Source organism: Vogesella facilis (assembly GCF_042648525.1).
In the GTDB taxonomy this organism is placed as follows: Bacteria; Pseudomonadota; Gammaproteobacteria; order Burkholderiales; family Chromobacteriaceae; genus Vogesella; species Vogesella facilis.
On record NZ_JBHRXN010000031.1, the window covers coordinates 390,792 to 411,468 of the forward strand.

Genomic DNA, 20,677 nt, shown 5'->3' on the forward strand with positions numbered 1-20,677 from the left:
AAGCAAAAGGGCCGTCGATGACGGCCCTTGCTGTTGCGCGCTGGCTGGCTTAGCCGGCGGTGCGCTTGGCGGCGCTCTTCACTGCATCGGCGGTGGCGCTGCTGGCGGCTTTTACGCTGCTGTCGGCGAACTCGACCACTTGCTGGCCGGCCTTGGTCAGGGTGTGCAGCGCAGCAGTGCTGGCGGCCAGGCCGGACTTCAGGGTGTTCACCAGCGTTTCGGAGCCGGCCGGGGCGTTCTTGGTCAGCGCCTCCAGATTGCCGATCACGCTCTTGTTCAGCTCGTTGAAATTGTCTTCGGCCAGCTTGCCCAGTTCGGCCTGGGTTTGCGACACGATGTCGTAGACATTGCGGGAGTTGGCCACCGCCTGTTCCAGGTTGCGGGCGGCCAGCTGGTTCAGGCTGCTCACCGCTTGCTGCGGCTCTTTCACGTCGCCCAGCTCGCGTGCCAGCTTGACGTTGTCTTCCAGCGACTGCTTGGACAGCGCCAGACTCAGCTTGGCGAATTTCTCGGTGCTGTCCAGCGAAATTTGTGCCATGCGGAACGCAATATCCAGCGCGCCAAAAGACAGTTTGTTCAGTTGCTCATTGGTAGTCATCATCTCAAACCCTCACTCGCAGTTGATGTTGGTATGGCTGTCACTGCACAGCAGACGTTGTTTTTATTGCTGCGGCATCGCACAATATTCGCGGCCGTATTGTGCGTTGCACAATGACGGGGCGATCTTAGCGCAGTGCAACATCAGCGCCTAGGAGTTTTACTCTAGTGTGTTGCAAATATGGTAATGTGGCGGCACACAACAAAACGATAATGCTGGGAGTGATACATGAGTGTTGAGAAGCGGGTCATCAAGAAGTATCCGAACCGTCGTCTGTACGATACCGCCACCAGTTCCTACATCACCCTGGGCGATGTAAAGCAGCTGGTGCTGGACAACGTGGACATTCAGGTGGTGGATGCCAAGAGCCACGATGACATCACCCGCAGTGTGTTGCTGCAGATCATTCTGGAAGAGGAGAGCGGTGGCTCACCGATGTTCAGCTACGAAGTGCTGACCCAGTTCATCCGCTACTACGGCCAGGCGATGCAGGGCATGATGGGGCCGTTCTTGGAGAAAAACCTGCAGATGTTTGCGCAGCTGCAGCAACGCATGCAGGAACAGGCCAAGACCATGTATGGCGAAAACAATCCGCTGATGGGCGCCAAGCTGTGGTCCGATTTCCTGAACTTCCAGGGGCCGGCGATGCAGAACATGATGACCAGTTACCTGGATCAGAGCACCAATATGTTCCTCGACATGCAGAACCGCATGCAGGAGCAGGCGCGTACCATGTTTACCGGTTTTGGCTTCCCGGCCTACCCGCCGAGCCAGGACGACGATAAAAAATAAGCACTAGCCAGTTTTTTTCTGGCGCGGTTTTTCCTATAATCCGCAACGCTTTACCACAGCCGGACCCTGCTTGCAGGGCCCGGCTTTGTGTATTTTTGAACTTCCAGGGTTGGCACTTACATGTCGCATGTTGCTCCAAAAGTCGGATTCGTGAGCCTGGGCTGTCCCAAGGCGGCTTCCGATTCCGAACAGATCCTCACCCGCCTGCGCGCCGAGGGTTATGAAATTTCCGGTACCTACGATGGTGCCGACCTGGTGGTGGTCAACACCTGTGGCTTCATCGATGCCGCGGTGCAGGAATCGCTGGATGCCATCGGCGAGGCGCTGAACGAGAACGGCAAGGTGATCGTTACCGGCTGTCTGGGTGCCAAGGGCGAGGTGGTGAAGGAGGCGCATCCGTCGGTGCTGGCCATTACCGGCCCGCACGCCACCGACGAGGTGATGGAGCACGTGCACACCCACCTGCCCAAGCCGCACGACCCGTTCGTCGACCTGGTGCCGGACATCGGCGTGCGCCTGACGCCCAAGCACTACGCCTACGTGAAGATTTCCGAAGGCTGTAACCATCGCTGCACCTTCTGCATCATCCCGTCGATGCGCGGCGACCTGGACAGCCGCGCCATCGACAGCGTGCTGGCCGAGGCGGCCAACCTGGCCAAGGCCGGGGTGAAGGAGCTGCTGATCATCTCGCAGGACACTTCCGCCTACGGCGTGGACGTGAAATACAAGCTCGGCTTCCACAACGGCCGCCCGATCAAGACCCGCCTGCTCGAACTGTGCGAGGAGCTGGGCAAGCACGGTATCTGGGTGCGCCTGCACTACGTGTACCCGTACCCGAGCGTGGACGCCATCATTCCGCTGATGGCGGAAGGCAAGATCCTGCCCTACCTGGACATCCCGTTCCAGCATGCCAGCCAGAAGATCCTCAAGCTGATGAAGCGCCCGGCCAACAGCGAGAACGTGCTCGGCCGCATCAAAAAATGGCGCGAGATCTGCCCGCAGCTGGTGATCCGCTCCACCTTCATCGTCGGCTTCCCGGGCGAGACCGAAGAAGACTTCGAAGAGCTGCTGAGCTTCATCCGCGAAGCGCAGCTGGATCGCGTCGGCTGTTTCACCTACTCGCCGGTGGAGGGCGCCGCCGCCAACGAGCTGGCCGAGCCGGTGCCGGAAGAGGTGAAGGAAGCGCGCAAGGAGCGCTTCATGGCAGTGCAGGCGGAAATCTCCGCTGCGCGCCTGGCTGCCCGCATCGGCAGCCGCTGCACCGTGCTGGTGGACGAGATCGACGAAGAAGGTACCGCCATCTGCCGCAGCTACGCCGATGCGCCGGAAATCGACGGCCTGGTGTTTGTCGAGGATGCGGCTGGGCTGAATGTCGGCGACTTTGTCGAAGTGGACATCGTCGACGCCAGCGAGCATGACCTGTGGGGTGAGCGGGTGTAAGCCACCCGGGCTTCATGCGGCCAACGTTGGCCGCAAGCAAAACGGCGCACAGTGAGAACTGCGCGCCGTTTTCGTTTGGCGAGCTTCAGCCGCGCGCGGCGAACAGCAGCGGCACGCCGCTGCCCTGCAGCTGCGCCACCTTGTGCGGCTCGGCGTCGGCCTCTATCACCAGCCGGCTCACTTCCGCCAGCGGCGTCACCGCGAACGGCGAGGCCGTGCCCAGCTTCTGGTTGGTGACCGCCAGCACGATCTGGCTGCACTGCCGCACCAGCAGGCGCTTGAACGCGGCCTCCTCGGCGATGGTGGTGCCGATGCCCAGCTCGATGTCCACCGAGCAGGTGCCCAGAAAACAGATGTCCGGCCGCATCGCCTGCACCTCCAGCGCGGCGGCGGTGCCGATGGTGCCACCAATGCGGTGATCCATGCGCCCGCCCACCAGGGTAACGTCGAACTGCTGGCGGCCGAGCAGGGCGGCGGCGATGGGGATGGAGTTGGTGGCGATGGTCAGCGGCATGTCCGGCAGCGCGCGGGCGATCTCCAGATTGGTGGTGCCGGAATCCAGAAACACGAACTGTGCCGGCTGCAGCAGCTGCACCGCCGCCGCCGCCAGCCGCGCCTTGCTGGCCACGTTCTCCTGGCTGCGTTCGCTGAAGCTGCCGGTGTTGGGTGTCATGGCGATGGCGCCACCGTACACGCGCTTGCAGGCGCCGCTGGCGGCCAGTTCGCGCAGGTCGCGGCGGATGGAGTCCTCCGACACCCCCAGCGTCTGCGCCAGTTCGGTGGCCAGCACGCGGCCATCCTGCAGCAGCAGCTGGCGGATGTAGAGCTGGCGTTCGCCGGGCAGGCTGCTGTTGCCGGGGCGGAGCAGGGTGTGGTCGCTGTTCATGCGTGTTTGGCCGGTAAAGTTTGCGCAATCGTGCAGCATCGGGCGCGACAGGTCAATTTTTTGCCGAATGCTGCATATGTTTTTGCACGATTGTTTGCGTGTTTGTGCGTGAAGGTGCACAATTGGCGTGACTGTCACTGAGGAGAGCACCATGTTCCGCGCCATCGCCACCGATCTGGACGGCACCCTGCTGGATGCCGATTCCCGCGTCAACGCCCGCAGCTGGCAGGCACTGCGTCGCGCCGCCGCCGCCGGCTGCCAGCTGATCGTCGCCACCGGCCGCCACCACCGCGACGTGCGCGATATTCTGGCGGCGGGCCGCGATCTGCCGATCAGCGTGATCAGCTCCAACGGTGCGCGCGTGCACGGTCATGACGATAGCGAGCTGTATGCGGCCAACCTGCCGCCGGCGCTGGTGAACAAGCTGGTGCAGCCGGCGCTGGCCGGCGATGCCGAGATGGCGTTGTACCTGGATAGTGAGCGGCTGGCCTGCCGCTACCAGGGGCCGTTGCAGGCCTATGCCGGCAAGGCGCAGCAGCTGGACAGCCTGGCCGATTACCACGGCAGCAATGTCGCCAAGATCATCTACTATGCTGCGCCGGACGCGCTGGCGGCCATCGAGCGGGACATCCTGTACCGCTTCGAAGGCCAGCTGGCACTGGTGTACTCGCAGGATTGCTACCTGGAGGTGATGGCGCCGGGGGTGAGCAAGGGCAGTGCGCTGTCGCTGCTGCTGGCGCGGCTGGGCATCGCCGCCGAGCATTGCGCGGCGTTCGGCGATGCGCAGAACGATGTGGAGATGCTGCAGCTAGTCGGTCATCCGCACCGCATGGCCAATGCCAGCCCACGGCTGAGCGGCAAGGTGCCGCAGGCGCGTGCCATCGGCCACCATGCCGACTCGGCGGTGGCCGGCGTGCTGGAGCGCGCCTTCGCCTGAGCGGCGAAGGTTGGCCGCAAATAAAAAACCGCCTGCCGCTGATCCGGCCAGGCGGTTTTGCTTTGTGCCGCGGCGTCAGGCGGTGGCGAGGTGGAACTGGCGCACGCTCTCGCCCAGCTCGGCCATCAGCTTGTCCAGCCGCTCGGTGGCGCTGGCGATGGTGTCGGTTTCGCCGGACAGGGTGCGGCTGGCGTCGCCTACCGCGCTGATGTCGCCGGCGAACTGGGCGAAGCCCTGGTTCTGGTTCTCGCCGGCATGCGACACCTCGCGCAACAGCTGCGCCAGCGCGTGGGTGTCGCGGATGATGCCGCCCAGCCGCTGCTGCGCATCCACCGCGTGCTGGCGCCCGGCATTCACCTGCTGGTTGCCGTTGCGGATGGCGTCGATGGCCTGGTTGGTGCCGCTGACGATCAGGCCGATCTTCTGCTCGATGTCCAGCGTGGCCTGCTGCGTGCGTTCGGCCAGCTTGCGCACTTCGTCGGCCACCACCGCGAAGCCGCGGCCCATCTCGCCGGCGCGCGCCGCCTCGATGGCGGCGTTCAGCGCCAGCAGATTGGTCTGGTCGGCAATGTCGCGGATCAGCTGCACGATGCCGTTCACCTCGGTGCTGCGCTGCCCCAGGTCTTCCATGCGCTCCACCGCGTGCACGATCACCTCGCCGGCCTGATTGAGCTGGCTGACGGCCTGATCCATCGCCGTGCCGCCGTCGTTGGCCGCCGTGCCGGCGTTGTGCGCCATGCTGGTGGCGCTGTGCGACTGCGCTGCGGTCTGGCTGGTGACCACCGCCATCTGCTGCGCGATTACCACCATGTCTTCGGCGCGGTGGCGCTGCGCGCTCATGGTGCGGGCGATCATCTGCGTGCTGCCGGCAATGTCGCGGCTCTCGCTGGAGGCGGCGCTGATGGAGCGGGTGACCTGCTCCATCATCTGCTTCATCGCCAGCGTGGCATGCTCGGCGGCCTCGCGCGCCTGCTCCAGCTTGGCGAAGCTGCGCGACTTGGCGCGGTCGTAGGCCAGTGCCAGGCTCAGCACCACCAGGGTGAGGCCGATCAGCGACTTGGCCTGCAGGATCGGCAGCTCCTCGTGCGCGATCGGGGTGGGCGGGATGTCGCCGGCGGCGGACAGCAGGAACATCACGGCGATCATCACGAAGGTCAGCAGCGTCCACACGATGCCGGAGCGGCGGCCGCTGACGAAGATGGCGGCAAACGGCACCGAGGCGAACCACATGATGCTGGTGGACATGATGCCGCCGTTGACATACACCATCCACGCCACCATGCCGTACATCACCAGCACGATGAACTGCGCCACTAGTTTGAGGGCGGAAGAGAGCTTGAGCAGCAGCGGCCCCAGCAGCATGGCCACGCCGCCCACCACGATGCCGGTGCCCATCGCCGGGTGGTGCAGCTTGAAGTAGGAGATGGCGAACAGCGGCGCGATCAGTCCGGCCAGCAGGCCGACGCTGACCACGGTGCGGGCGCGGATCAGGCCTTCGGCATCCTGGCGGATGGCCTCCGGAATGAACCACTCGGTGATGGCGTTGAGAGACATGTTGTTTCCTCGCGTTGTCGTGTTGGCGGCGCCTCTTGTGCGGGCGCGACTCATGCTTTGTTGGAGCTGTCTATGCAGCGAGCAACAGGCTAAAACAATTGTTTGAATTCGACAAGCGGCTGGCTGGAAACGGTTTTTTTGCTTGCTTACAATTGTTTTCAAGTTTTGCGCAGCCTGGAAAAGCGCCGCGGCTGGCCTATGCTGAGGACACACAACCGGGATGGAGATGAATCATGGGACAGATGCTGGACAAACAGCTGAGCGAGCTGCTGTCGCGCCGGGATCACGGCCTGGCCTGCTGCGATGTGAAGAGCTCGTCGGTACGGCTGCAAAAGCTGCCGCTGGGCGCCGAGCAGGCGCTGCAATTGCAGGCGCTGGCGCAGGTGCTGGACGCCAGCAGCGAATGCCTGGGCGGGCAATTGCTGGCCGCGGCGGTAAACGATCTGTGGGACAAGCTGGACGAGCCGCTGCGCAGCGAGGCGCTGGCCGCCTGTCGCGCGATCCAGCATGCCAACCGCCCGGAAGCGGTGCCGGGCGTGGAGTTCGATCTCGGCAGCAGTTGACGCGCCGCAAGGTTGGCCGCACGTGACAAGGCCCCCGCCTGGCGGGGGCCTTGTCACGTGCGGTGGCACGGCATCGTCACGGCCGGTGCCGCGTGGTGCCGGGCCGTGGCCGGCTTAGGTCACCGGCATCTGCTCGGCCTGGATGGCGGTGAGCGCGATGGTGTAGACGATGTCGTCCACCAGCGCGCCGCGCGACAGGTCGTTCACCGGCTTCTTCAGCCCCTGCAGCATCGGCCCCACCGACACCACGCCGGCGGAGCGCTGCACCGCCTTGTAGGTGGTGTTGCCGGTGTTCAGGTCCGGGAACACGAACACGTTGGCGCGGCCGGCCACCGGGCTGTCCGGCGCCTTCTGCCTGCCCACGCTTTCCACGCTGGCGGCGTCGTACTGCATCGGGCCGTCGATCAGCAGGCCGGGGCGCTTGTCGCGGGCGAGGCGGGTGGCTTCGCGCACCTTCTCCACGTCGTCGCCGCTGCCGGAGGAGCCGGTGGAGTAGGAGATCATCGCTACCCGCGGCGGAATGCCGAAGGCGGCGGCAGAATCCGCGCTCTGGATGGCGATGTCGGCCAGCTCTTCCGCGCTCGGGTCCGGGTTCACCGCACAGTCGCCGTATACCAGCACCTGGTCCGGCATCAGCATGAAGAACACGCTGGACACCAGCTTGGCCGCCGGCGCGGTCTTGATCAGCTGCAGCGCCGGGCGGATGGTGTTGGCGGTGGTGTGCACCGCGCCGGATACCAGGCCGTCCACCTCGTTCAGCGCCAGCATCATGGTGCCCAGCACCACGTTGTCCTCCAGCTGCTGCTCGGCCATCGGCGCGTTCAGGCCCTTGCTCTTGCGCAGTTCCACCATTGGCGCCACGTAGCGGGCGCGCACCTCGTTGGGGTCGACGATCTCCACGCTAGCCGGCAGGGTGATGCCCTGCGCCTCGGCGACATGGGTGATCTCGTTGCGGTCGCCGATCAGCACGCAGTGGGCGATGCCCTTCTCGTGGCAGATGGCGGCGGCCTTCACCGTGCGCGGCTCGTTGCCCTCCGGCAGCACGATGCGCTTGGCGGCGCGGCGCGCCTTTTCCATCAGCTGGTAGCGGAAGGCCGGCGGCGACAGGCGCTTCTCGCTGGTTTCGCCGATGCGCTGCTGCAGCGTGGCGCAGTTCAGGTGCTCGGCGACGAAATCCACCACCCGCTCCATGCGCTCCAGGTCGTCGGACGGTACCTGGCGGTTCATCGCCGCGATCAGCGTGGTGGTGTCCAGGGTGTTGGTGTCGATGGACAGCACCGGCAGGCCGCTGGTGAACGCCTTGTGGCACAGCTGCGCCACGCGCGGGTCCGGCTCGGCGCCGCAGGTCAGCAGCAGGCCGGCCAGCGGCACGCCGTTGAGCGCCGCCATGGCGGTGGCCAGGATCACGTCCTCGCGGTCGCCGGGGGCGATGATCAGCGCGCCGGGCTTGAGCAGGTGCACGATGTGCGGCACCGAGCGCGCCATCACCGACATGCTCAGCACGCGGCGGCGGGTGAGCTGGCCGGCGTGCAGCAGACGCGCCTTCAGGTAGTTGGCCACGTCCAGCGTGCGCGGCGCCATCAGTTCCGGCTCCAGCGGAATGCCGCCCAGGCACGGAATGCGCCGTGCCTGGATCAGCCGGCTGCTGGCGGAGATTTCTGCGGCCAACGTTCGGGCCTGCTGCTCCGGCTGCAGACGGTTGAGGATGTAGCCGGCGATCTGGCCGCTGCCGCCGTTGAAGGCCTGGATGGCGATTTCCAGTTTTTCCGCCAGTTCGTGGCTGGGCAGGTCGCTGCCGCTGCTCACCAGCACCACGTCGCACTGCAGGGTGCGCGCGATCTTGCTGTTGATATAGGTGGTGAACACGTGCTGCTGGTCCTGCACCAGGCCCTCGACGATTACCACGTCGACGTTGGCCGCCGCCTGCTGGTACAGGCTCACCACCTCTTCCAGCAGCTGGTCGAGCTGGCCCTGGCTCAGCAGGTGCTCGGCGCGTTCCATGCTGATCGGCGCCGGCGCGTTCAGGTGGCACAGCTCGCGGGCAAAGTGGGTGGAGCGTTCCGGTTCGTCGCCGTTGCCGCCCTGGGCGATCGGTTTGACGAAGCCCACTTTCAGGCCGTCCTGCTCCAGCGCCCGCACCAGGCCCAGCGATACCGAGGTCAGGCCGGCGTCGAAGCCGACCGGGGCGATCAGGAATGTGCGCATTGCTTACGCTCCTTGCTGGCCGGTGAGGGCGGCGGTATCCAGCGCGATCATCAGCTCTTCATTGGTGTTCACCACCAGCGCGGCGGTGCCGTCGGCGCGGCTGATGCGGCCGGACTGGCCGCGGCAGGCCGCCTCGTTGGCCGCAACATCCAGCTGCAGGCCGAGGAAGCCCAGCTGCTTGATGACCTTGCCGCGCAGCAGCGGCGAGTTCTCGCCGATGCCGCCGGTGAATACCAGCGCATCCAGGCGGCCCAGCGCCACGGTCATGGCGGCGATCTGCTTGGCCAGGCGGTAGGCGAACACCTCCAGCGCGATGATGGCGCCGGCGTGGCCGTCGGCGGCGGCCTGCTCCAGCTCGCGGCAGTCGCTGGACAGCTCGGACAGCCCCAGCAGGCCGGACTGCTTGTTGAGGATGTCGGCAACGCCCTGGATGTCGGTGTGCAGCTCGGTGGCCAGGTAGCCGAACACGCCGGGGTCGATGTCGCCGCTGCGGGTGCCCATCACCAGCCCTTCCAGCGGGGTCAGCCCCATGCTGGTGTCCACGCTCTTGCCGCCCAGCACCGCCGCCACCGAGGCGCCGTTGCCGAGGTGGGCGCTGACCAGCGCGGTGTCGGCCAGCGGCTTGCCCAGCATGCGCGCCGCCTCGGCGCTGACATAGCGGTGGCTGGTGCCGTGAAAGCCGTAGCGGCGCACGCCGTGCTCGCGGTACAGCCGCATCGGCACCGCATACAGGTAGGCATGCTGCGGCATGCTCTGGTGGAAGGCGGTGTCGAATACCGCCACCTGCGGCAGGCCGGGGAAGCACTGCATGGCAGTGCGGATGCCCAGCAGGTGTGCCGGGTTGTGCAGCGGCGCCAGGCGCGCGCAGTCCTCGATGGCGGCGATCACGCCGGCATCGATCAGGGTGGATTGCTGGAAGGTCTCGCCGCCATGCACCACGCGGTGGCCGATGGCGGTCACGCTGCCGGTCAGTTCACGCTCGTTCAGGTAGCTCAGGATCGCGCGCATGGCGCCGGCGTGGTCGCCCTGCGCCAGCGACAGCTCCACCTTGGCGCCGTCCTGCTTGAAGCTGATGCAGGCATCGGGCAGGCCGAGTTTTTCCGCCAGGCCGGTCAGCGTGGTGGCCTGGGTCTGCGGGTTGATCAGCGCGAATTTCAGCGACGAGCTGCCGCAGTTGATGACGAGAGTGTGGGTGATCATGTTGGATCCGTAAGCGGTAAGACTGCGAAACAAGGAGTCTGTGCCGTGGTTGCGTGTTGTTGTTATTGCCGCACGCGGCAGAACGGGCTGTCTGCGTGGCGGGAAGCGGCATTATCGCTGTTTGTGGTGCATTGCACCATAGGGGTTTCCCGCCGTGCCGCCGGGCGGGGTGTTTGTGCGATCGCTGCACGCCAAGGTCATGAATGTAAACGGAATTTGCGACATAAACTTCAAATTTGCCGCGTTGGTGCTATTAAATGCCGCAACCTGTTGACTTCTGGCAAAAAACCGGGACAAAAAGTGCTTGCCCCGAGGGGGGATTTGGCCCAAAATCCCGGCCTCGATTGCAGGGCTGGCCGCAGATAAGCCACGCTGGCAATTGATTTTTATTTTTTATAGCTCTCCGTAAACTCGTTAAGAGCGAGATTCGGCTGGTCTTATATCTTCTTCCACGGAGGTGTGGGAATAATGTCTGATCTGGCTTCGTCCCAGTTGCTCCAGGCTTCTGCCGCGCAGTTGCCTATTCATACCTACTTCGACCCGGCCTATTACGCGCTGGAACAGAAGACCCTGTTTGCCGATGCCCCGCAATACTATGGCCACGAACTGATGGTGCCGAACGCCGGCGACTATCACACCCTGGCCTGGATGGGCCACGGCAAGATGCTCAAGAATGTCGCCGGCGACATCAAGCTGATTTCCAATGTCTGCCGTCACCGCCAGGCCCTGATCTACCAGGGGCGCGGCAACGGCAACCATATCGTGTGCAATCTGCACGGCTGGACCTACGACAATGCCGGCCAGCTGGTGGGCGCGCCGCATTTCCCGCAAACGCCGTGCCTGAACCTGAACCAGACCGCGCTGACGCGCTGGAACGGCCTGCTGTTCGACGCCCGCCGCGACGTTGGCCGCGACCTGGCCAAGCTGGGCGTGGCCAGCCACATGACGTTCGAAGGCTACGGCTTTCACAAGTCGTTCACCACCGAATACAACTTCAACTGGAAGACCTTCATCGAGGTGTATTCCGAGGACTACCACGTGGACCCGTTCCACCCCGGCCTCGGCAACTTCGTCGATTGCGGCGACCTGCAGTGGGAGTGGGGCGACCACTACCACGTGCAGACCGTGGGGGTGAAGAACAAGCTGGCGCGCTCCGGCAGCAAGGTGTACGGCAAGTGGCACGAGGAAGTGATCAAGCGCTACGCCGAGCAGCAGCCGGAGTTCGGCGCCATCTGGCTGACCTACTACCCCAACATCATGGTGGAGTGGTACCCGCACGTGCTGGTGGTGAGCGTGGTGATTCCCAAGGGACCGGAGCAGTGCACGGTGATCACCGAGTTCTACTACCCGGAAGACATCCTGTGGTTCGAGCCGGACTTCATCGAAGCCGAGCAGGCCGCCTACTTCGAAACCGCGGTGGAGGACGACGAAATCTGCCAGCGCATGCACGAGGGCCGTAAGGCGCTGTGGCTGCGCGGCGAGAGCGAGGTCGGCCCGTACCAGTCGCCCACCGAGGACGGCATGCAGCACTTCCACGAGTTCTACCGCCGGCTGATGGGCGAACAACTGGCTGGCTAAGACACTGTATTGTGCGGCACAATAAAAGGGCGCGGATTTCCGCGCCTTTTTATTTGCCGATTGCCCTCCATGCGCTGTTACCGCCTGCTGCCTGTCCTGCTGTTGCTTGCCTCTGCCGCTTACGCGGCGCCGTACCGTAACCCCGATCTGGGTGTGAGCTTCGAGTTGCCGGCCGGCTGGAAGGTGCGCCCGGACAGCCAGGGCGGCATCCGCGTGCTGCCGCCGCAGGTGGAAGACCGCGAGCGCAGCGGCGTCAGCGTGCGGCTGTGGCGCGAGCGCCTGCGCGGCAAGGAGCCGATGGCCAGGCTGGCCGACAGCTACCGCAAGCCGCAGGGCGAGCGCGAGAGCGCCGGCAAGGTGCAGCTGCAGCGCACCACCGGCCGCCTGGTGCTGGAATACCGCGAGGGCGAATACGTGCAGAACAGCCTGTGGATCGTGCGCAATCACCTGCGCGTGGTGCAGCAGGACGGCCGCAACGCGCTGCTGGCCGACTGTGCCGCCAATGCCTCCGAGTTTCACCGCTACCGCAAGGCCTTTGCCGCGCTGTGCCTGGGCGCCACCGTGCTACGTGGCGGCAAGGGGGCATAGGCATGCAGCAGTGGTTTGCCCGCCTGGGCTCGGGCTGGATGGTGATCGCCGCGCTGTGTTTTGCGCTGATGAGCTTCTTTGCGGCCAACCTTGGCACCCGTTTCGATTCCTTCGAGGTGCTGTTCTACCGCACCTTTGTCGGCCTGCTGGCGCTGCTGCCGGCCATGCTGCGCCGCCATGAGCAGCTGCTCACCCGTCATGTCGGCGCGCACGTCAAGCGCAGCCTGATGGGCTATCTGTCGATGGCAATGCTGTTCTACGCGCTGGCGCACCTGCCGCTGGCTACCGCGGTCACCCTCAACTACACCTCGTCGCTGTCGTTCGCGCTGTGCTTCGTGCTGCTGCGCGGCGAGCGGCTGTCGCCGCCGGTGCTGCTGGCATTGCTGCTGGGCTTTGCCGGCATCAGCTTCATCCTGCGCCCCAGCTTTGATGCCGGCCAGTGGCTGCCGGGGCTGATCGGCCTGGGCTCCGGCCTGTGCGCCGGGCTGGCGGTGTTCCACGTGCGCGAGCTGGGCGAGCTGGGCGAGGCGCCGTCGGTGATCGTGTTCTGGTTCTTCCTGCTGGCCTCGCTGTTCGGCCTCGGCATGGTGCTGCTGCGCGGCGGCTTCTCGCTGCCGGATCTGCCGGCGCTGCTGCAGCTGGTGGCGGTGGGCCTGTTCGGCCTGTGGGGGCAGCTGGCGATGACGCGCGCCTACAAGGAAGGGCGCAAGTACCTGGTGTCCAGCCTGTCCTATCTCACCGTGGTGTTTTCCGCACTGCTGGGCGTGCTGCTGCAGGGCCAGGTGCTGGCGTCGTCGGCGCTGACCGGCATGCTGCTGATCGTGGCCTGCGGCTTGCTGGCGATCCGGGGCGGCCGATGAACGGTGCGCTGTGGATGCTGCTGGCCGCCGGCAGCTTCGGCCTGATGGGCGTGTTCGTCAAACTGGCCGCCGCCACACTGGGGACGGTGGAACTGGTGTTCTGGCGCACCGCTTTTGCCGTGCTGCTGCTGGGCGGCAATGCCTTGCTGCGGCGGCAGTCGTTCGCCACGCCGCTGCTGGGCCGCCACCTGCGGCGCGGCGTGCTGGGTTACATCTCGCTGCTGTGCTACTTCTACGGCATCAGCCATCTGCCGCTGTCCACCGCCGTCACCCTCAACTACACCTCGCCCTTGTTCCTGGCCTTGCTGTCGGTGCTGCTGCTGCGCGAGAAACTGGCGCCGCCGGCGCTGCTGGCGATGGTGCTGGGCTTTGCCGGCGTGGCGCTGCTGCTCAAGCCCACGCTGCTGGGGGTGGGGCTGTGGCCGGGGGTGATCGGGCTGGGTTCCGGCTTCCTCGCCGGCTGGTCCTACCTGCATGTGCGCGAGCTGGGCCAGGCCGGTGAGGCGGAATGGCGCACGGTGTTTTACTTTGCGCTGATCTCCACCCTGGGCGGCCTGTTGCTGATGCTGGGGCAGGACTGGCAGCCGCTCACCGCGGCCAACCTGCCGTGGGTGCTGGGGCTGGGTGCCACCGCGATGGTGGCGCAGCTGGCGATGACCCGCGCCTACAAGGTTGGCCGCAAGCTGCTGGTGGCCAATCTGTCCTATCTCACCGTGGTGTTCTCCGCCTTGTTCGGCGTGCTGGTGTGGCGGCATGTGCTGAGCGCCGGCGAGCTGGCCGCCATGGGCTTGATTATTCTCAGCGGCATTCTGGCCAGCCGCCGCTAGAATTCAGACTGAGCATGACCGTTGGCACCGCTCGCAAGGGGGCTGGTTGCCGTTACCCAGAAAGGAGCCCGACATGATTTCCATCCGCGAACAGGAATACGGCCTGGATGTGGCGCTGTTCAACGAGTTCACCCTCGGCGATTTCAAGCTGCTGGAGCAGGCGCTGCTCAAGCGCGCCGAAGAGCATGGCAAGCCGGATGTGCTGCTGGACCTGTCCGGCATGAAGGATTTCACGCTGGACATGGCGATGGAAGAAGTGCGCTTCATGCGCGCGCACGAGAACGATTTCGGCCGCTTCGCCATCGTGCGCAACGATGTGTGGATCAACCTGGCGGCGCATATCTCCGGCCTGCTTACCCGCAGCCACCCGGAATACTTCGACACCGTGGAAGAGGCGCAGGCCTGGCTGCTGCGCCCGGTGGCGGTGTAAGCAGCTCGCAAGTTCTGCCAGCACAAGGCCCGGCGCATGCCGGGCCTTGTGCTTTTGGCGCCGCGCGGCTTGCTTTTCCGGCGTATGCCGTTACAGTAGCGGCTTCCGTTTTTTCGCACAGAATCACGCCGCATGTTGAAGAGCATCGCCAGCCGCCTGGCTACCGAACTGAATGTCCGCGAAGCGCAAGTCAGCGCCACCATTGCCCTGATCGACGAGGGCGCCACCATTCCCTTCATCGCCCGCTACCGCAAGGAAGCCACCGGCGGCCTGGACGACACCCAGCTGCGCATGCTCGGCGAACGCCTGGGTTACCTGCGCGAGCTGGACGAGCGCCGCGACAGCATCCTGAAAAGCATTGCCGAGCAGGACAAGCTGACGCCGCAACTGCAGGCCGCCATCTACGGTGCCGACAACAAGACCACGCTGGAAGACCTGTACCTGCCGTACAAGCCCAAGCGCCGCACCAAGGCACAGATTGCGCGCGAGGCCGGGCTGGAGCCGCTGGCCGACAGCCTGCTGGCCGACCCGACGCAAGTGCCGGAAACGTTGGCCGCAGGCTATGTCGACGCCGACAAGGGCGTGGCCGATACCAAGGCGGCGCTGGACGGTGCCCGCGCCATCCTCATCGAACGCTTTGCCGAGGACGCCGCGCTACTGGGCCGCCTGCGCGACAAGCTGTGGAGCGAGGCCGAGCTGGCCGCCAGCGTGGTGGCCGGCAAGGAGCAGGAAGGCGCCAAGTTTGCCGACTACTTCGCCCACCGCGAGCTGCTGAAAACCACGCCGTCGCACCGCGCGCTGGCGCTGCTGCGCGGCCGTAACGAGGGCGTGCTGAGCCTGGCGCTGAAGTACCAGCCGGACGATACCCCGCTGACGCAGCGCTCCGCCTACGAGGAGCTGGTGGCCGCACAGTTCGGCATCAAGGATGCCGGCCGCGCCGCCGACAAGTGGCTGCTGGACAGCGTACGCCTGACCTGGCGCGCCAAGATCTTCCTGTCGCTGGAACTGGAACTGATGTCGCGCATCAAGGAAGCCGCCGATGCCGAGGCGATCAAGGTGTTTGCGGCCAACCTGAAAGACCTGCTGCTGGCGGCGCCGGCCGGCCCGCGTGCCACCCTGGGCCTGGACCCGGGGCTGCGCACCGGGGTGAAAGTGGCGGTGGTGGACAACACCGGCAAGCTGCTGGATACCAGCACCATCTTCCCGCACGAGCCGCGCCGCGACTGGGACCGCTCCATCGCCACCCTGGCGGCGCTGTGCACCCGTCACCGGGTGCAGCTGATCGCCATCGGCAACGGCACTGCCAGCCGCGAAACCGACAAGCTGGCGCAGGAGCTGATCCGCGCCTTCCCGCAACTGGGTATGACCAAGATCGTGGTCAGCGAGGCCGGCGCCTCGGTGTACTCCGCCTCCGAGCTGGCGGCCAAGGAATTCCCGGAGCTGGACGTGAGCCTGCGCGGCGCGGTGTCCATCGCCCGCCGCCTGCAGGACCCGCTGGCCGAGCTGGTGAAGATCGACCCGAAATCCATCGGCGTCGGCCAGTACCAGCACGATGTGAACCAGAGCCAGCTGGCGCGCAGCCTGGACGCGGTGGTGGAAGACTGCGTGAACGCCGTGGGCGTGGACGTGAACATGGCCTCGGTGCCGCTGCTCACCCGCGTCTCCGGCCTCAACAGCACGCTGGCGGCCAACATCGTGGCCCACCGCGACGCCAACGGCGCCTTCAAGAGCCGCCGCGAGCTGCTGAAAGTCAGCCGCCTGGGCGACAAGACCTTCGAGCAGGCGGCCGGCTTCCTGCGTATCATGGGCGGGGCCAACCCGCTGGATGCCTCTTCGGTGCACCCGGAAGCCTACCCGCTGGTGGAGGGCATCGTCGGCAAGACTGGCCGCGCGGTGAAGGACATCATCGGCGACATCAGCTTCATCAAGAGCGTGCGCGCCAGCGACTACACCGACGAGCGCTTCGGCCTGCCCACGGTGATCGACATCCTGAAGGAACTGGAAAAGCCGGGCCGCGACCCGCGTCCGGAATTCAGCACCGCCACCTTCAAGGACGGGGTGGAGGACATCAAGGACCTGCAGCCGGGCATGCTGCTGGAAGGCGTGGTGACCAACGTCGCCAACTTCGGCGCCTTCGTCGACATCGGTGTGCACCAGGACGGCCTGGTGCATATCTCGGCGCTATCGACCAAGTTCGTCGACGACCCACGCACGGTGGTGAAGGCCGGCCAGGTAGTGAAGGTGAAGGTGCTGGAGGTGGATGTGCCGCGCAAGCGCATCGCGTTGACCATGCGCCTGGACGATGAGCCGGGCAGCAGCAGCCGCAGCGGTGCCGGCCGCAGCGAGCCGCGTGCTGGCGGCAAGCCGCGCCAGCAGGCGCAGGAGCCGGCCGGCGGCGCCATGGCGGCAGCGTTCGCCAAGCTGGCGAAGAAATAAGCGCGACTTGCCGCGCAAGACAGCCTGGCTGCGGCCGGGCTGTTTTTTTTTGGAGTGGCGGCCGGCTCAGCGCTGGCGCCGTGCCTGCCACCAGTCGAACTCTTCCGCGTGCACCTCGATGTCCACCTCCTGCACCCGCTGCAGCAGTCGCTGCTGCACGTCGTGCACCGCGCGGTTGTAGATGGCGGGGCCGATTTCGGCCAGCAGGAAGTCCAGCAGCGCCTCGCTTTGCAGCCGGCCCGGCGGTTCGTCGAAGTTTTCCGCGCCGTAGCGCTGCAGCGAGGCGATGGCCTGCTCGCGGCGGGCCTTGTCCAGGGTAATGCGCATGGGGCGACCTTGTGCTGTTGCCGCTCGGCGGGGCCGTGCGGCGGGCAATAAAAATGCCGCGACACCCGGGCGGGCGGTCGCGGCAGCATGCGGGCTGGCGGCAGCTCAGTCCAGCAGGCGCATCTTGTACTGCTTGGCCTTGATCTTGCCGCGCGACAGGCGGCCGAACGCCTGTTCGGCGATGTGGCGGTCCAGCGCCACGAAGGTGTTGAACTCGAACACGGTGATCTTGCCTACCTGCGGGCCGCTCAGGCCGCCTTCGCCGGTCAGCGCGCCGAGGATGTCGCCGGGGCGCAGCTTGTCACGTTTGCCGCCGGCGATTTCCAGCATCACCATCGGCGGCAGCAGCGCACCGCCCGGGGCCGGCTTCAGGTCGTCCAGCTCTTCCCAGTTCAGGTCGGCCTTCTGGTATTCCTCGATCGCCGAGGCGCGGCGGGCGTCGCTGGGGCTGACCAGGGTCAGCGCCAGGCCGTGCTTTTCGCCGCGACCGGTACGGCCGATGCGGTGGATGTGCACTTCCGGGTCGTGCGCCACGTCGACGTTGATCACCAGGTCCAGTTCCTTGATGTCCAGGCCGCGCGCCGCCACGTCGGTGGCCACCAGCACGGTGGCGCTCTTGCTGGCGAAGCGGGCCAGCACCTGGTCGCGGTCGCGCTGCTCCAGTTCGCCGTACAGCGCGATGGCGGAATAACCGGCCTGCTGCAGTGCGTCGACCAGCTCCTTGCAGCGCTGCTTGGTGTTGCAGAACGCCAGCGCCGAGGTTGGCCGCACGCTTTGCAGGATGCGCGCCACCACCTCCAGGCGGTGATCCGGGTCGATCTCGTACCACCATTGCTCGATCTGGCCAGCGTCGTGCAGCGCTTCCACCTGCACCATGTGCGGGTTCTTCATGAACTGCTCGGCCAGCTTGCGGATGTTGTCCGGGTAGGTGGCGCTGAACATCAGCGTCTGGCGCTGGCGCGGGCAGGCGCGCACGATGCCGACGATCTCCTCGATGAAGCCCATGTCCACCATGCGGTCGGCCTCGTCCAGCACCAGGGTCTTGACCCCGGCCAGCTCCAGCGTGCCGCGCGACAGGTGATCCTGCAGCCGGCCCGGGGTGCCCACCACGATGTGCGCGCCGTGTTCCAGCGAGGCGCGTTGCGGCGCCATCGGCGTACCGCCGCACAGGGTGATCACCTTCACGTTGTCGATGCTGCGCGCCAGGCGGCGGATTTCCTGTGCCACCTGGTCGGCCAGCTCGCGGGTGGGGCACAGCACCAGTGCCTGGATGGCGAACCAGCGCGGGTTGATGCTGGTGAGCAGGCCCAAGCCGAACGCCGCCGTCTTGCCGCTGCCGGTCTTGGCCTGCGCAATCACGTCACGGTTGTCCAGGATGGCGGGCAGGCTGGCGGCCTGGATCGCGGTCATGCTGTGATAGCCCAGGCTATCGAGGTTGGACACCAGAGCGTCAGGCAGGTTGAGGCTGGAGAATTTGGCTTTGTTCACAATGACTTGGCTATGGAAACGGACTAAGGCGCGGGAGTGTAGCAGCAAGGGGGCTTGCGGCCAACCTTGGCGCACGCCGGCGGCGGCGGATGTTGGCCGCACGGCCGGCCTGCGGGGGCGTGATGGTGCTCAGGCCGGCTGATGGCAGACCACTTCGATGTTATGCCCGTCCGGGTCCAGCACGAAGGCGCCGTAATAGTCTGGGTGGTAGTGCGGCCGCAGCCCCGGCGCGCCGTTGTCGCGGCCGCCGGCGGCCAGTGCCGCGGCGTGGAAGGCGTCCACCTGCTGGCGGTTGGCGGCGCGGAACGCCACGTGCAGCGGCGGCTGGTTCGGCGTGCCGTGGCTGAGCCAGAAATCCGGCTTGGGCGGCTCGCCGAAGCCGGCCACGTCACTGCGACCGGTAACGGCGGCGCTAAATTCCAGCAGCAGTTGGTAGCCGATAGGCGCCAGTGCGGCCTGGTAGAAGGTCTTGCTGCGGGCAAAGTCGCTGACGCTGATGCCGGTGTGGTCGATCATGCTGGGCTCCTTGGGTGGGGGACGGCGCATTATGTGATTTGCCTATGCCGATGGCAATGCGTGACCGGCGGCGTGCCGCACGCGTTACGGCGGGGAAGGCGCCGCTGCGCTGCCGGGGCGCCGTTGTGCCGCGCCGGCGCAGCAGGCGGTGGCCGGCTGGTCAGCGTGAGTGGGCCACCAGCCGCAGCAGCTGGCCGTTGCGGTCGTCGGTCAGCCACAGGCTGCCGTCCGCTGCCGCCTTGATTTCCACCGGCCCGGCCGGGCCATGTTGGCCGCGCCACGGCCCCAGCAGGGTGACGCCCGCCCCGCGCGGCAGGCCGCGCGCATCGCTGGCGAAGGCCACTACGCGCTGGCCGTGCTGGCGGTAGCCGTGGTAGCCGATCACCAGCCAGTCGCGCCAGGCCGCCGGGGCGTTGCCGCCTTGCCACCAGGCCAGCCCCAGCGGCGCGGCATGCGCCGGCAGCAGCCGCAGCGGCTTGGCGCTCTGCCGGCAGTTATAGCCAGGAAATTCCGGCGCCGTCACCGCGTTGTCGTAGCAGAACGGCCAGCCGTAGTGCCGGCCGGCCTGCAGCAGGTTCAGTTCGTCGTGCGGCAGCTCGTTGTCGTCGGGCAGGCCCAGCGGCAGGTGGATGCCGTCGCGGCTGTTTTCCACCTGCAGCACGCTGCCGGATGGGTGCACGGAGATGGCCATGCTGTTGCGCAGGCCGCGGGCGAACACGCCCTGGTACTGCAGCGCGCTGCCGTCCCAGCGGTAACGGCGCACCACGCCGGTGGCCGCGTCGCCTTCCACCTCCGCGCAGCGCCCGGCCTGGCGCTGCGCCGCGCTGGCCTGCTCGCAGTTGTTGCTGCTGCTGCCGATGTTCACGTACAGCGTGTCGCCGGCGAGGGTGAAGGTGGTCAGCGGGTGGCGCTGGCGCGCGGGCAGGGTGGCCAGTGTCTGGCGCTGCTGCGGATTGGCCAGGTTGAAGCGGCTGATGCGGCCAACCTCGCCCAGCAGGATGCTGCCATCCGCCAGCTGCGCCACGCTGTGCGGGCGATCCAGCTGGCGCAGCAGCGTCTGCCGCTGCCAGCGGCCATTTTGCTGGCTAAAGCGCAACAGTCGTCCGGTTGGAGCGTCCCAGCGCCGCATTTCGCTCACCAGCACGCTGCCGTCCGCCAGCACGGCGATGCCGCGCGGCTGGTGCAGCCCGTCGGCGACGATGCCGGCGCACAGGCCGGGCGCGGTGGGCGCGGCCAGCGCCGGCAGGCCGTCGCAGTTGGCCGCATGGGCGGCGGGCAGGCTGGCAAGCAGCAGGGGCAGTAGCAGGTAGCGGCGCATGGCGTGGCGGCAGGCAGATGGCATCTGCTGACTATAAAACAGCCGGCGGGGCACGGTGCTGGCTTTGTGCCGCCGCCACGTGGCATTTTTGAGCAAGCGTTTAATAATGACGAACAATTTGCCGGCTTTTGTTT

Annotated in this window: 19 protein-coding genes; 10 read left to right on the forward strand and 9 right to left on the reverse strand. The window is 66.3% G+C overall.

The window, feature by feature from the left end; all coding sequences use genetic code 11:
• Window positions 1–49: 49 nt before the first annotated feature.
• A complete protein-coding gene (locus tag ACFOLG_RS13020; protein ID WP_386092528.1) occupies window positions 50–601 on the reverse strand; it encodes a phasin family protein in 552 nt (183 codons plus the stop codon).
• Window positions 602–826: 225 nt separating this feature from the next.
• Between ACFOLG_RS13020 and phaR the strand changes: the two genes are divergently transcribed.
• On the forward strand, window positions 827–1,390 hold the full coding sequence (gene phaR / locus ACFOLG_RS13025; protein ID WP_386092530.1) for a polyhydroxyalkanoate synthesis repressor PhaR: 564 nt from the start codon (window positions 827–829) through the stop codon (window positions 1,388–1,390).
• A gap of 150 nt (window positions 1,391–1,540) precedes the next feature.
• The gene (gene rimO / locus ACFOLG_RS13030; RefSeq protein WP_386092531.1) at window positions 1,541–2,830 is read left to right on the forward strand and encodes a 30S ribosomal protein S12 methylthiotransferase RimO; all 1,290 of its coding nucleotides are present in this window, start codon (window positions 1,541–1,543) and stop codon (window positions 2,828–2,830) included.
• A gap of 85 nt (window positions 2,831–2,915) precedes the next feature.
• On the opposite strand, the gene ACFOLG_RS13035 is transcribed toward rimO, so the two are convergent.
• Window positions 2,916–3,716, reverse strand: coding sequence for a DeoR/GlpR family DNA-binding transcription regulator (locus ACFOLG_RS13035; RefSeq protein ID WP_386092534.1), 801 nt, complete (start codon window positions 3,714–3,716; stop codon window positions 2,916–2,918).
• Between the two features lie 151 nt (window positions 3,717–3,867).
• Here ACFOLG_RS13035 and ACFOLG_RS13040 point away from each other — a divergent pair, with 151 nt between their 5' ends.
• Window positions 3,868–4,653: a Cof-type HAD-IIB family hydrolase gene (locus ACFOLG_RS13040; RefSeq protein WP_386092536.1), complete on the forward strand. Its 786-nt coding sequence runs from the start codon at window positions 3,868–3,870 to the stop codon at window positions 4,651–4,653.
• A 75-nt stretch (window positions 4,654–4,728) separates the two neighbouring features.
• On the opposite strand, the gene ACFOLG_RS13045 is transcribed toward ACFOLG_RS13040, so the two are convergent.
• The gene (locus tag ACFOLG_RS13045; RefSeq protein WP_386092539.1) at window positions 4,729–6,207 is read right to left on the reverse strand and encodes a methyl-accepting chemotaxis protein; all 1,479 of its coding nucleotides are present in this window, start codon (window positions 6,205–6,207) and stop codon (window positions 4,729–4,731) included.
• 233 nt (window positions 6,208–6,440) lie between these two features.
• Between ACFOLG_RS13045 and ACFOLG_RS13050 the strand changes: the two genes are divergently transcribed.
• Window positions 6,441–6,770, forward strand: a complete 330-nt coding sequence (locus ACFOLG_RS13050; RefSeq protein WP_386092542.1) for a hypothetical protein — start codon at window positions 6,441–6,443, stop codon at window positions 6,768–6,770.
• 114 nt (window positions 6,771–6,884) lie between these two features.
• Here ACFOLG_RS13050 and pta read toward each other — a convergent pair whose 3' ends face one another.
• Together pta and ACFOLG_RS13060 are read right to left on the reverse strand one after the other, a co-directional pair.
• Entirely contained in the window at window positions 6,885–8,975 is a 2,091-nt protein-coding gene (pta, locus tag ACFOLG_RS13055; protein ID WP_386092545.1) for a phosphate acetyltransferase, read from the reverse strand.
• Window positions 8,976–8,978: 3 nt separating this feature from the next.
• Complete coding sequence (locus ACFOLG_RS13060) at window positions 8,979–10,175, reverse strand: acetate/propionate family kinase (protein WP_386092546.1); 1,197 nt, start codon at window positions 10,173–10,175, stop codon at window positions 8,979–8,981.
• 468 nt (window positions 10,176–10,643) lie between these two features.
• Between ACFOLG_RS13060 and ACFOLG_RS13065 the strand changes: the two genes are divergently transcribed.
• The 6 genes from ACFOLG_RS13065 (at window position 10,644) to ACFOLG_RS13090 (ending at window position 16,894) form a co-directional block, all read left to right on the forward strand.
• Complete coding sequence (locus ACFOLG_RS13065; protein WP_386092548.1) at window positions 10,644–11,753, forward strand: aromatic ring-hydroxylating oxygenase subunit alpha; 1,110 nt, start codon at window positions 10,644–10,646, stop codon at window positions 11,751–11,753.
• Window positions 11,754–11,822: 69 nt separating this feature from the next.
• Window positions 11,823–12,341: a hypothetical protein gene (locus ACFOLG_RS13070; RefSeq protein ID WP_386092549.1), complete on the forward strand. Its 519-nt coding sequence runs from the start codon at window positions 11,823–11,825 to the stop codon at window positions 12,339–12,341.
• A 2-nt stretch (window positions 12,342–12,343) separates the two neighbouring features.
• Window positions 12,344–13,201 carry a DMT family transporter gene (locus ACFOLG_RS13075; protein WP_386092550.1) on the forward strand — a complete coding sequence of 286 codons (858 nt, stop codon included), beginning with the start codon at window positions 12,344–12,346 and terminating at the stop codon, window positions 13,199–13,201.
• Window positions 13,198–14,028 (forward strand): DMT family transporter, encoded by an 831-nt coding sequence (locus ACFOLG_RS13080; protein ID WP_386092552.1) that lies wholly within the window; start codon window positions 13,198–13,200, stop codon window positions 14,026–14,028. The genes ACFOLG_RS13075 and ACFOLG_RS13080 overlap by 4 nt, the downstream gene beginning before the upstream one ends.
• 73 nt (window positions 14,029–14,101) lie before the next feature.
• Window positions 14,102–14,458 (forward strand): SpoIIAA family protein, encoded by a 357-nt coding sequence (locus tag ACFOLG_RS13085; protein ID WP_349585862.1) that lies wholly within the window; start codon window positions 14,102–14,104, stop codon window positions 14,456–14,458.
• A 132-nt stretch (window positions 14,459–14,590) separates the two neighbouring features.
• Window positions 14,591–16,894 (forward strand): Tex family protein, encoded by a 2,304-nt coding sequence (locus ACFOLG_RS13090; RefSeq protein WP_386092554.1) that lies wholly within the window; start codon window positions 14,591–14,593, stop codon window positions 16,892–16,894.
• Between the two features lie 66 nt (window positions 16,895–16,960).
• Here ACFOLG_RS13090 and ACFOLG_RS13095 read toward each other — a convergent pair whose 3' ends face one another.
• The 4 genes from ACFOLG_RS13095 to ACFOLG_RS13110 all read right to left on the reverse strand — a co-directional run bounded on the left by ACFOLG_RS13095 (window position 16,961) and on the right by ACFOLG_RS13110 (window position 20,567).
• The gene (locus ACFOLG_RS13095) at window positions 16,961–17,221 is read right to left on the reverse strand and encodes a DUF2164 domain-containing protein (RefSeq protein ID WP_386092556.1); all 261 of its coding nucleotides are present in this window, start codon (window positions 17,219–17,221) and stop codon (window positions 16,961–16,963) included.
• A 105-nt stretch (window positions 17,222–17,326) separates the two neighbouring features.
• The gene (gene dbpA, locus ACFOLG_RS13100) at window positions 17,327–18,709 is read right to left on the reverse strand and encodes an ATP-dependent RNA helicase DbpA (protein WP_386092558.1); all 1,383 of its coding nucleotides are present in this window, start codon (window positions 18,707–18,709) and stop codon (window positions 17,327–17,329) included.
• A gap of 129 nt (window positions 18,710–18,838) precedes the next feature.
• Window positions 18,839–19,225, reverse strand: a complete 387-nt coding sequence (locus tag ACFOLG_RS13105; protein ID WP_386092560.1) for a VOC family protein — start codon at window positions 19,223–19,225, stop codon at window positions 18,839–18,841.
• Between the two features lie 160 nt (window positions 19,226–19,385).
• Window positions 19,386–20,567 carry a PQQ-dependent sugar dehydrogenase gene (locus tag ACFOLG_RS13110; RefSeq protein WP_386092562.1) on the reverse strand — a complete coding sequence of 394 codons (1,182 nt, stop codon included), beginning with the start codon at window positions 20,565–20,567 and terminating at the stop codon, window positions 19,386–19,388.
• Window positions 20,568–20,677: the final 110 nt, after the last annotated feature.

What these genes read in the sequence shown, in the direction of transcription:
- ACFOLG_RS13020 (WP_386092528.1), bottom strand. Translation starts at nt 601, where the DNA reads ATGATGACTACCAATGAGCAACTGAACAAACTGTCTTTTGGCGCGCTG.
- phaR (WP_386092530.1), top strand. Translation starts at nt 827, where the DNA reads ATGAGTGTTGAGAAGCGGGTCATCAAGAAGTATCCGAACCGTCGTCTG.
- ACFOLG_RS13035 (WP_386092534.1), bottom strand. Translation starts at nt 3,716, where the DNA reads ATGAACAGCGACCACACCCTGCTCCGCCCCGGCAACAGCAGCCTGCCC.
- ACFOLG_RS13040 (WP_386092536.1), top strand. Translation starts at nt 3,868, where the DNA reads ATGTTCCGCGCCATCGCCACCGATCTGGACGGCACCCTGCTGGATGCC.
- ACFOLG_RS13045 (WP_386092539.1), bottom strand. Translation starts at nt 6,207, where the DNA reads ATGTCTCTCAACGCCATCACCGAGTGGTTCATTCCGGAGGCCATCCGC.
- ACFOLG_RS13050 (WP_386092542.1), top strand. Translation starts at nt 6,441, where the DNA reads ATGGGACAGATGCTGGACAAACAGCTGAGCGAGCTGCTGTCGCGCCGG.
- pta (WP_386092545.1), bottom strand. Translation starts at nt 8,975, where the DNA reads ATGCGCACATTCCTGATCGCCCCGGTCGGCTTCGACGCCGGCCTGACC.
- ACFOLG_RS13060 (WP_386092546.1), bottom strand. Translation starts at nt 10,175, where the DNA reads ATGATCACCCACACTCTCGTCATCAACTGCGGCAGCTCGTCGCTGAAA.
- ACFOLG_RS13065 (WP_386092548.1), top strand. Translation starts at nt 10,644, where the DNA reads ATGTCTGATCTGGCTTCGTCCCAGTTGCTCCAGGCTTCTGCCGCGCAG.
- ACFOLG_RS13070 (WP_386092549.1), top strand. Translation starts at nt 11,823, where the DNA reads ATGCGCTGTTACCGCCTGCTGCCTGTCCTGCTGTTGCTTGCCTCTGCC.
- ACFOLG_RS13075 (WP_386092550.1), top strand. Translation starts at nt 12,344, where the DNA reads ATGCAGCAGTGGTTTGCCCGCCTGGGCTCGGGCTGGATGGTGATCGCC.
- ACFOLG_RS13080 (WP_386092552.1), top strand. Translation starts at nt 13,198, where the DNA reads ATGAACGGTGCGCTGTGGATGCTGCTGGCCGCCGGCAGCTTCGGCCTG.
- ACFOLG_RS13085 (WP_349585862.1), top strand. Translation starts at nt 14,102, where the DNA reads ATGATTTCCATCCGCGAACAGGAATACGGCCTGGATGTGGCGCTGTTC.
- ACFOLG_RS13090 (WP_386092554.1), top strand. Translation starts at nt 14,591, where the DNA reads ATGTTGAAGAGCATCGCCAGCCGCCTGGCTACCGAACTGAATGTCCGC.
- ACFOLG_RS13095 (WP_386092556.1), bottom strand. Translation starts at nt 17,221, where the DNA reads ATGCGCATTACCCTGGACAAGGCCCGCCGCGAGCAGGCCATCGCCTCG.
- ACFOLG_RS13105 (WP_386092560.1), bottom strand. Translation starts at nt 19,225, where the DNA reads ATGATCGACCACACCGGCATCAGCGTCAGCGACTTTGCCCGCAGCAAG.
- ACFOLG_RS13110 (WP_386092562.1), bottom strand. Translation starts at nt 20,567, where the DNA reads ATGCCATCTGCCTGCCGCCACGCCATGCGCCGCTACCTGCTACTGCCC.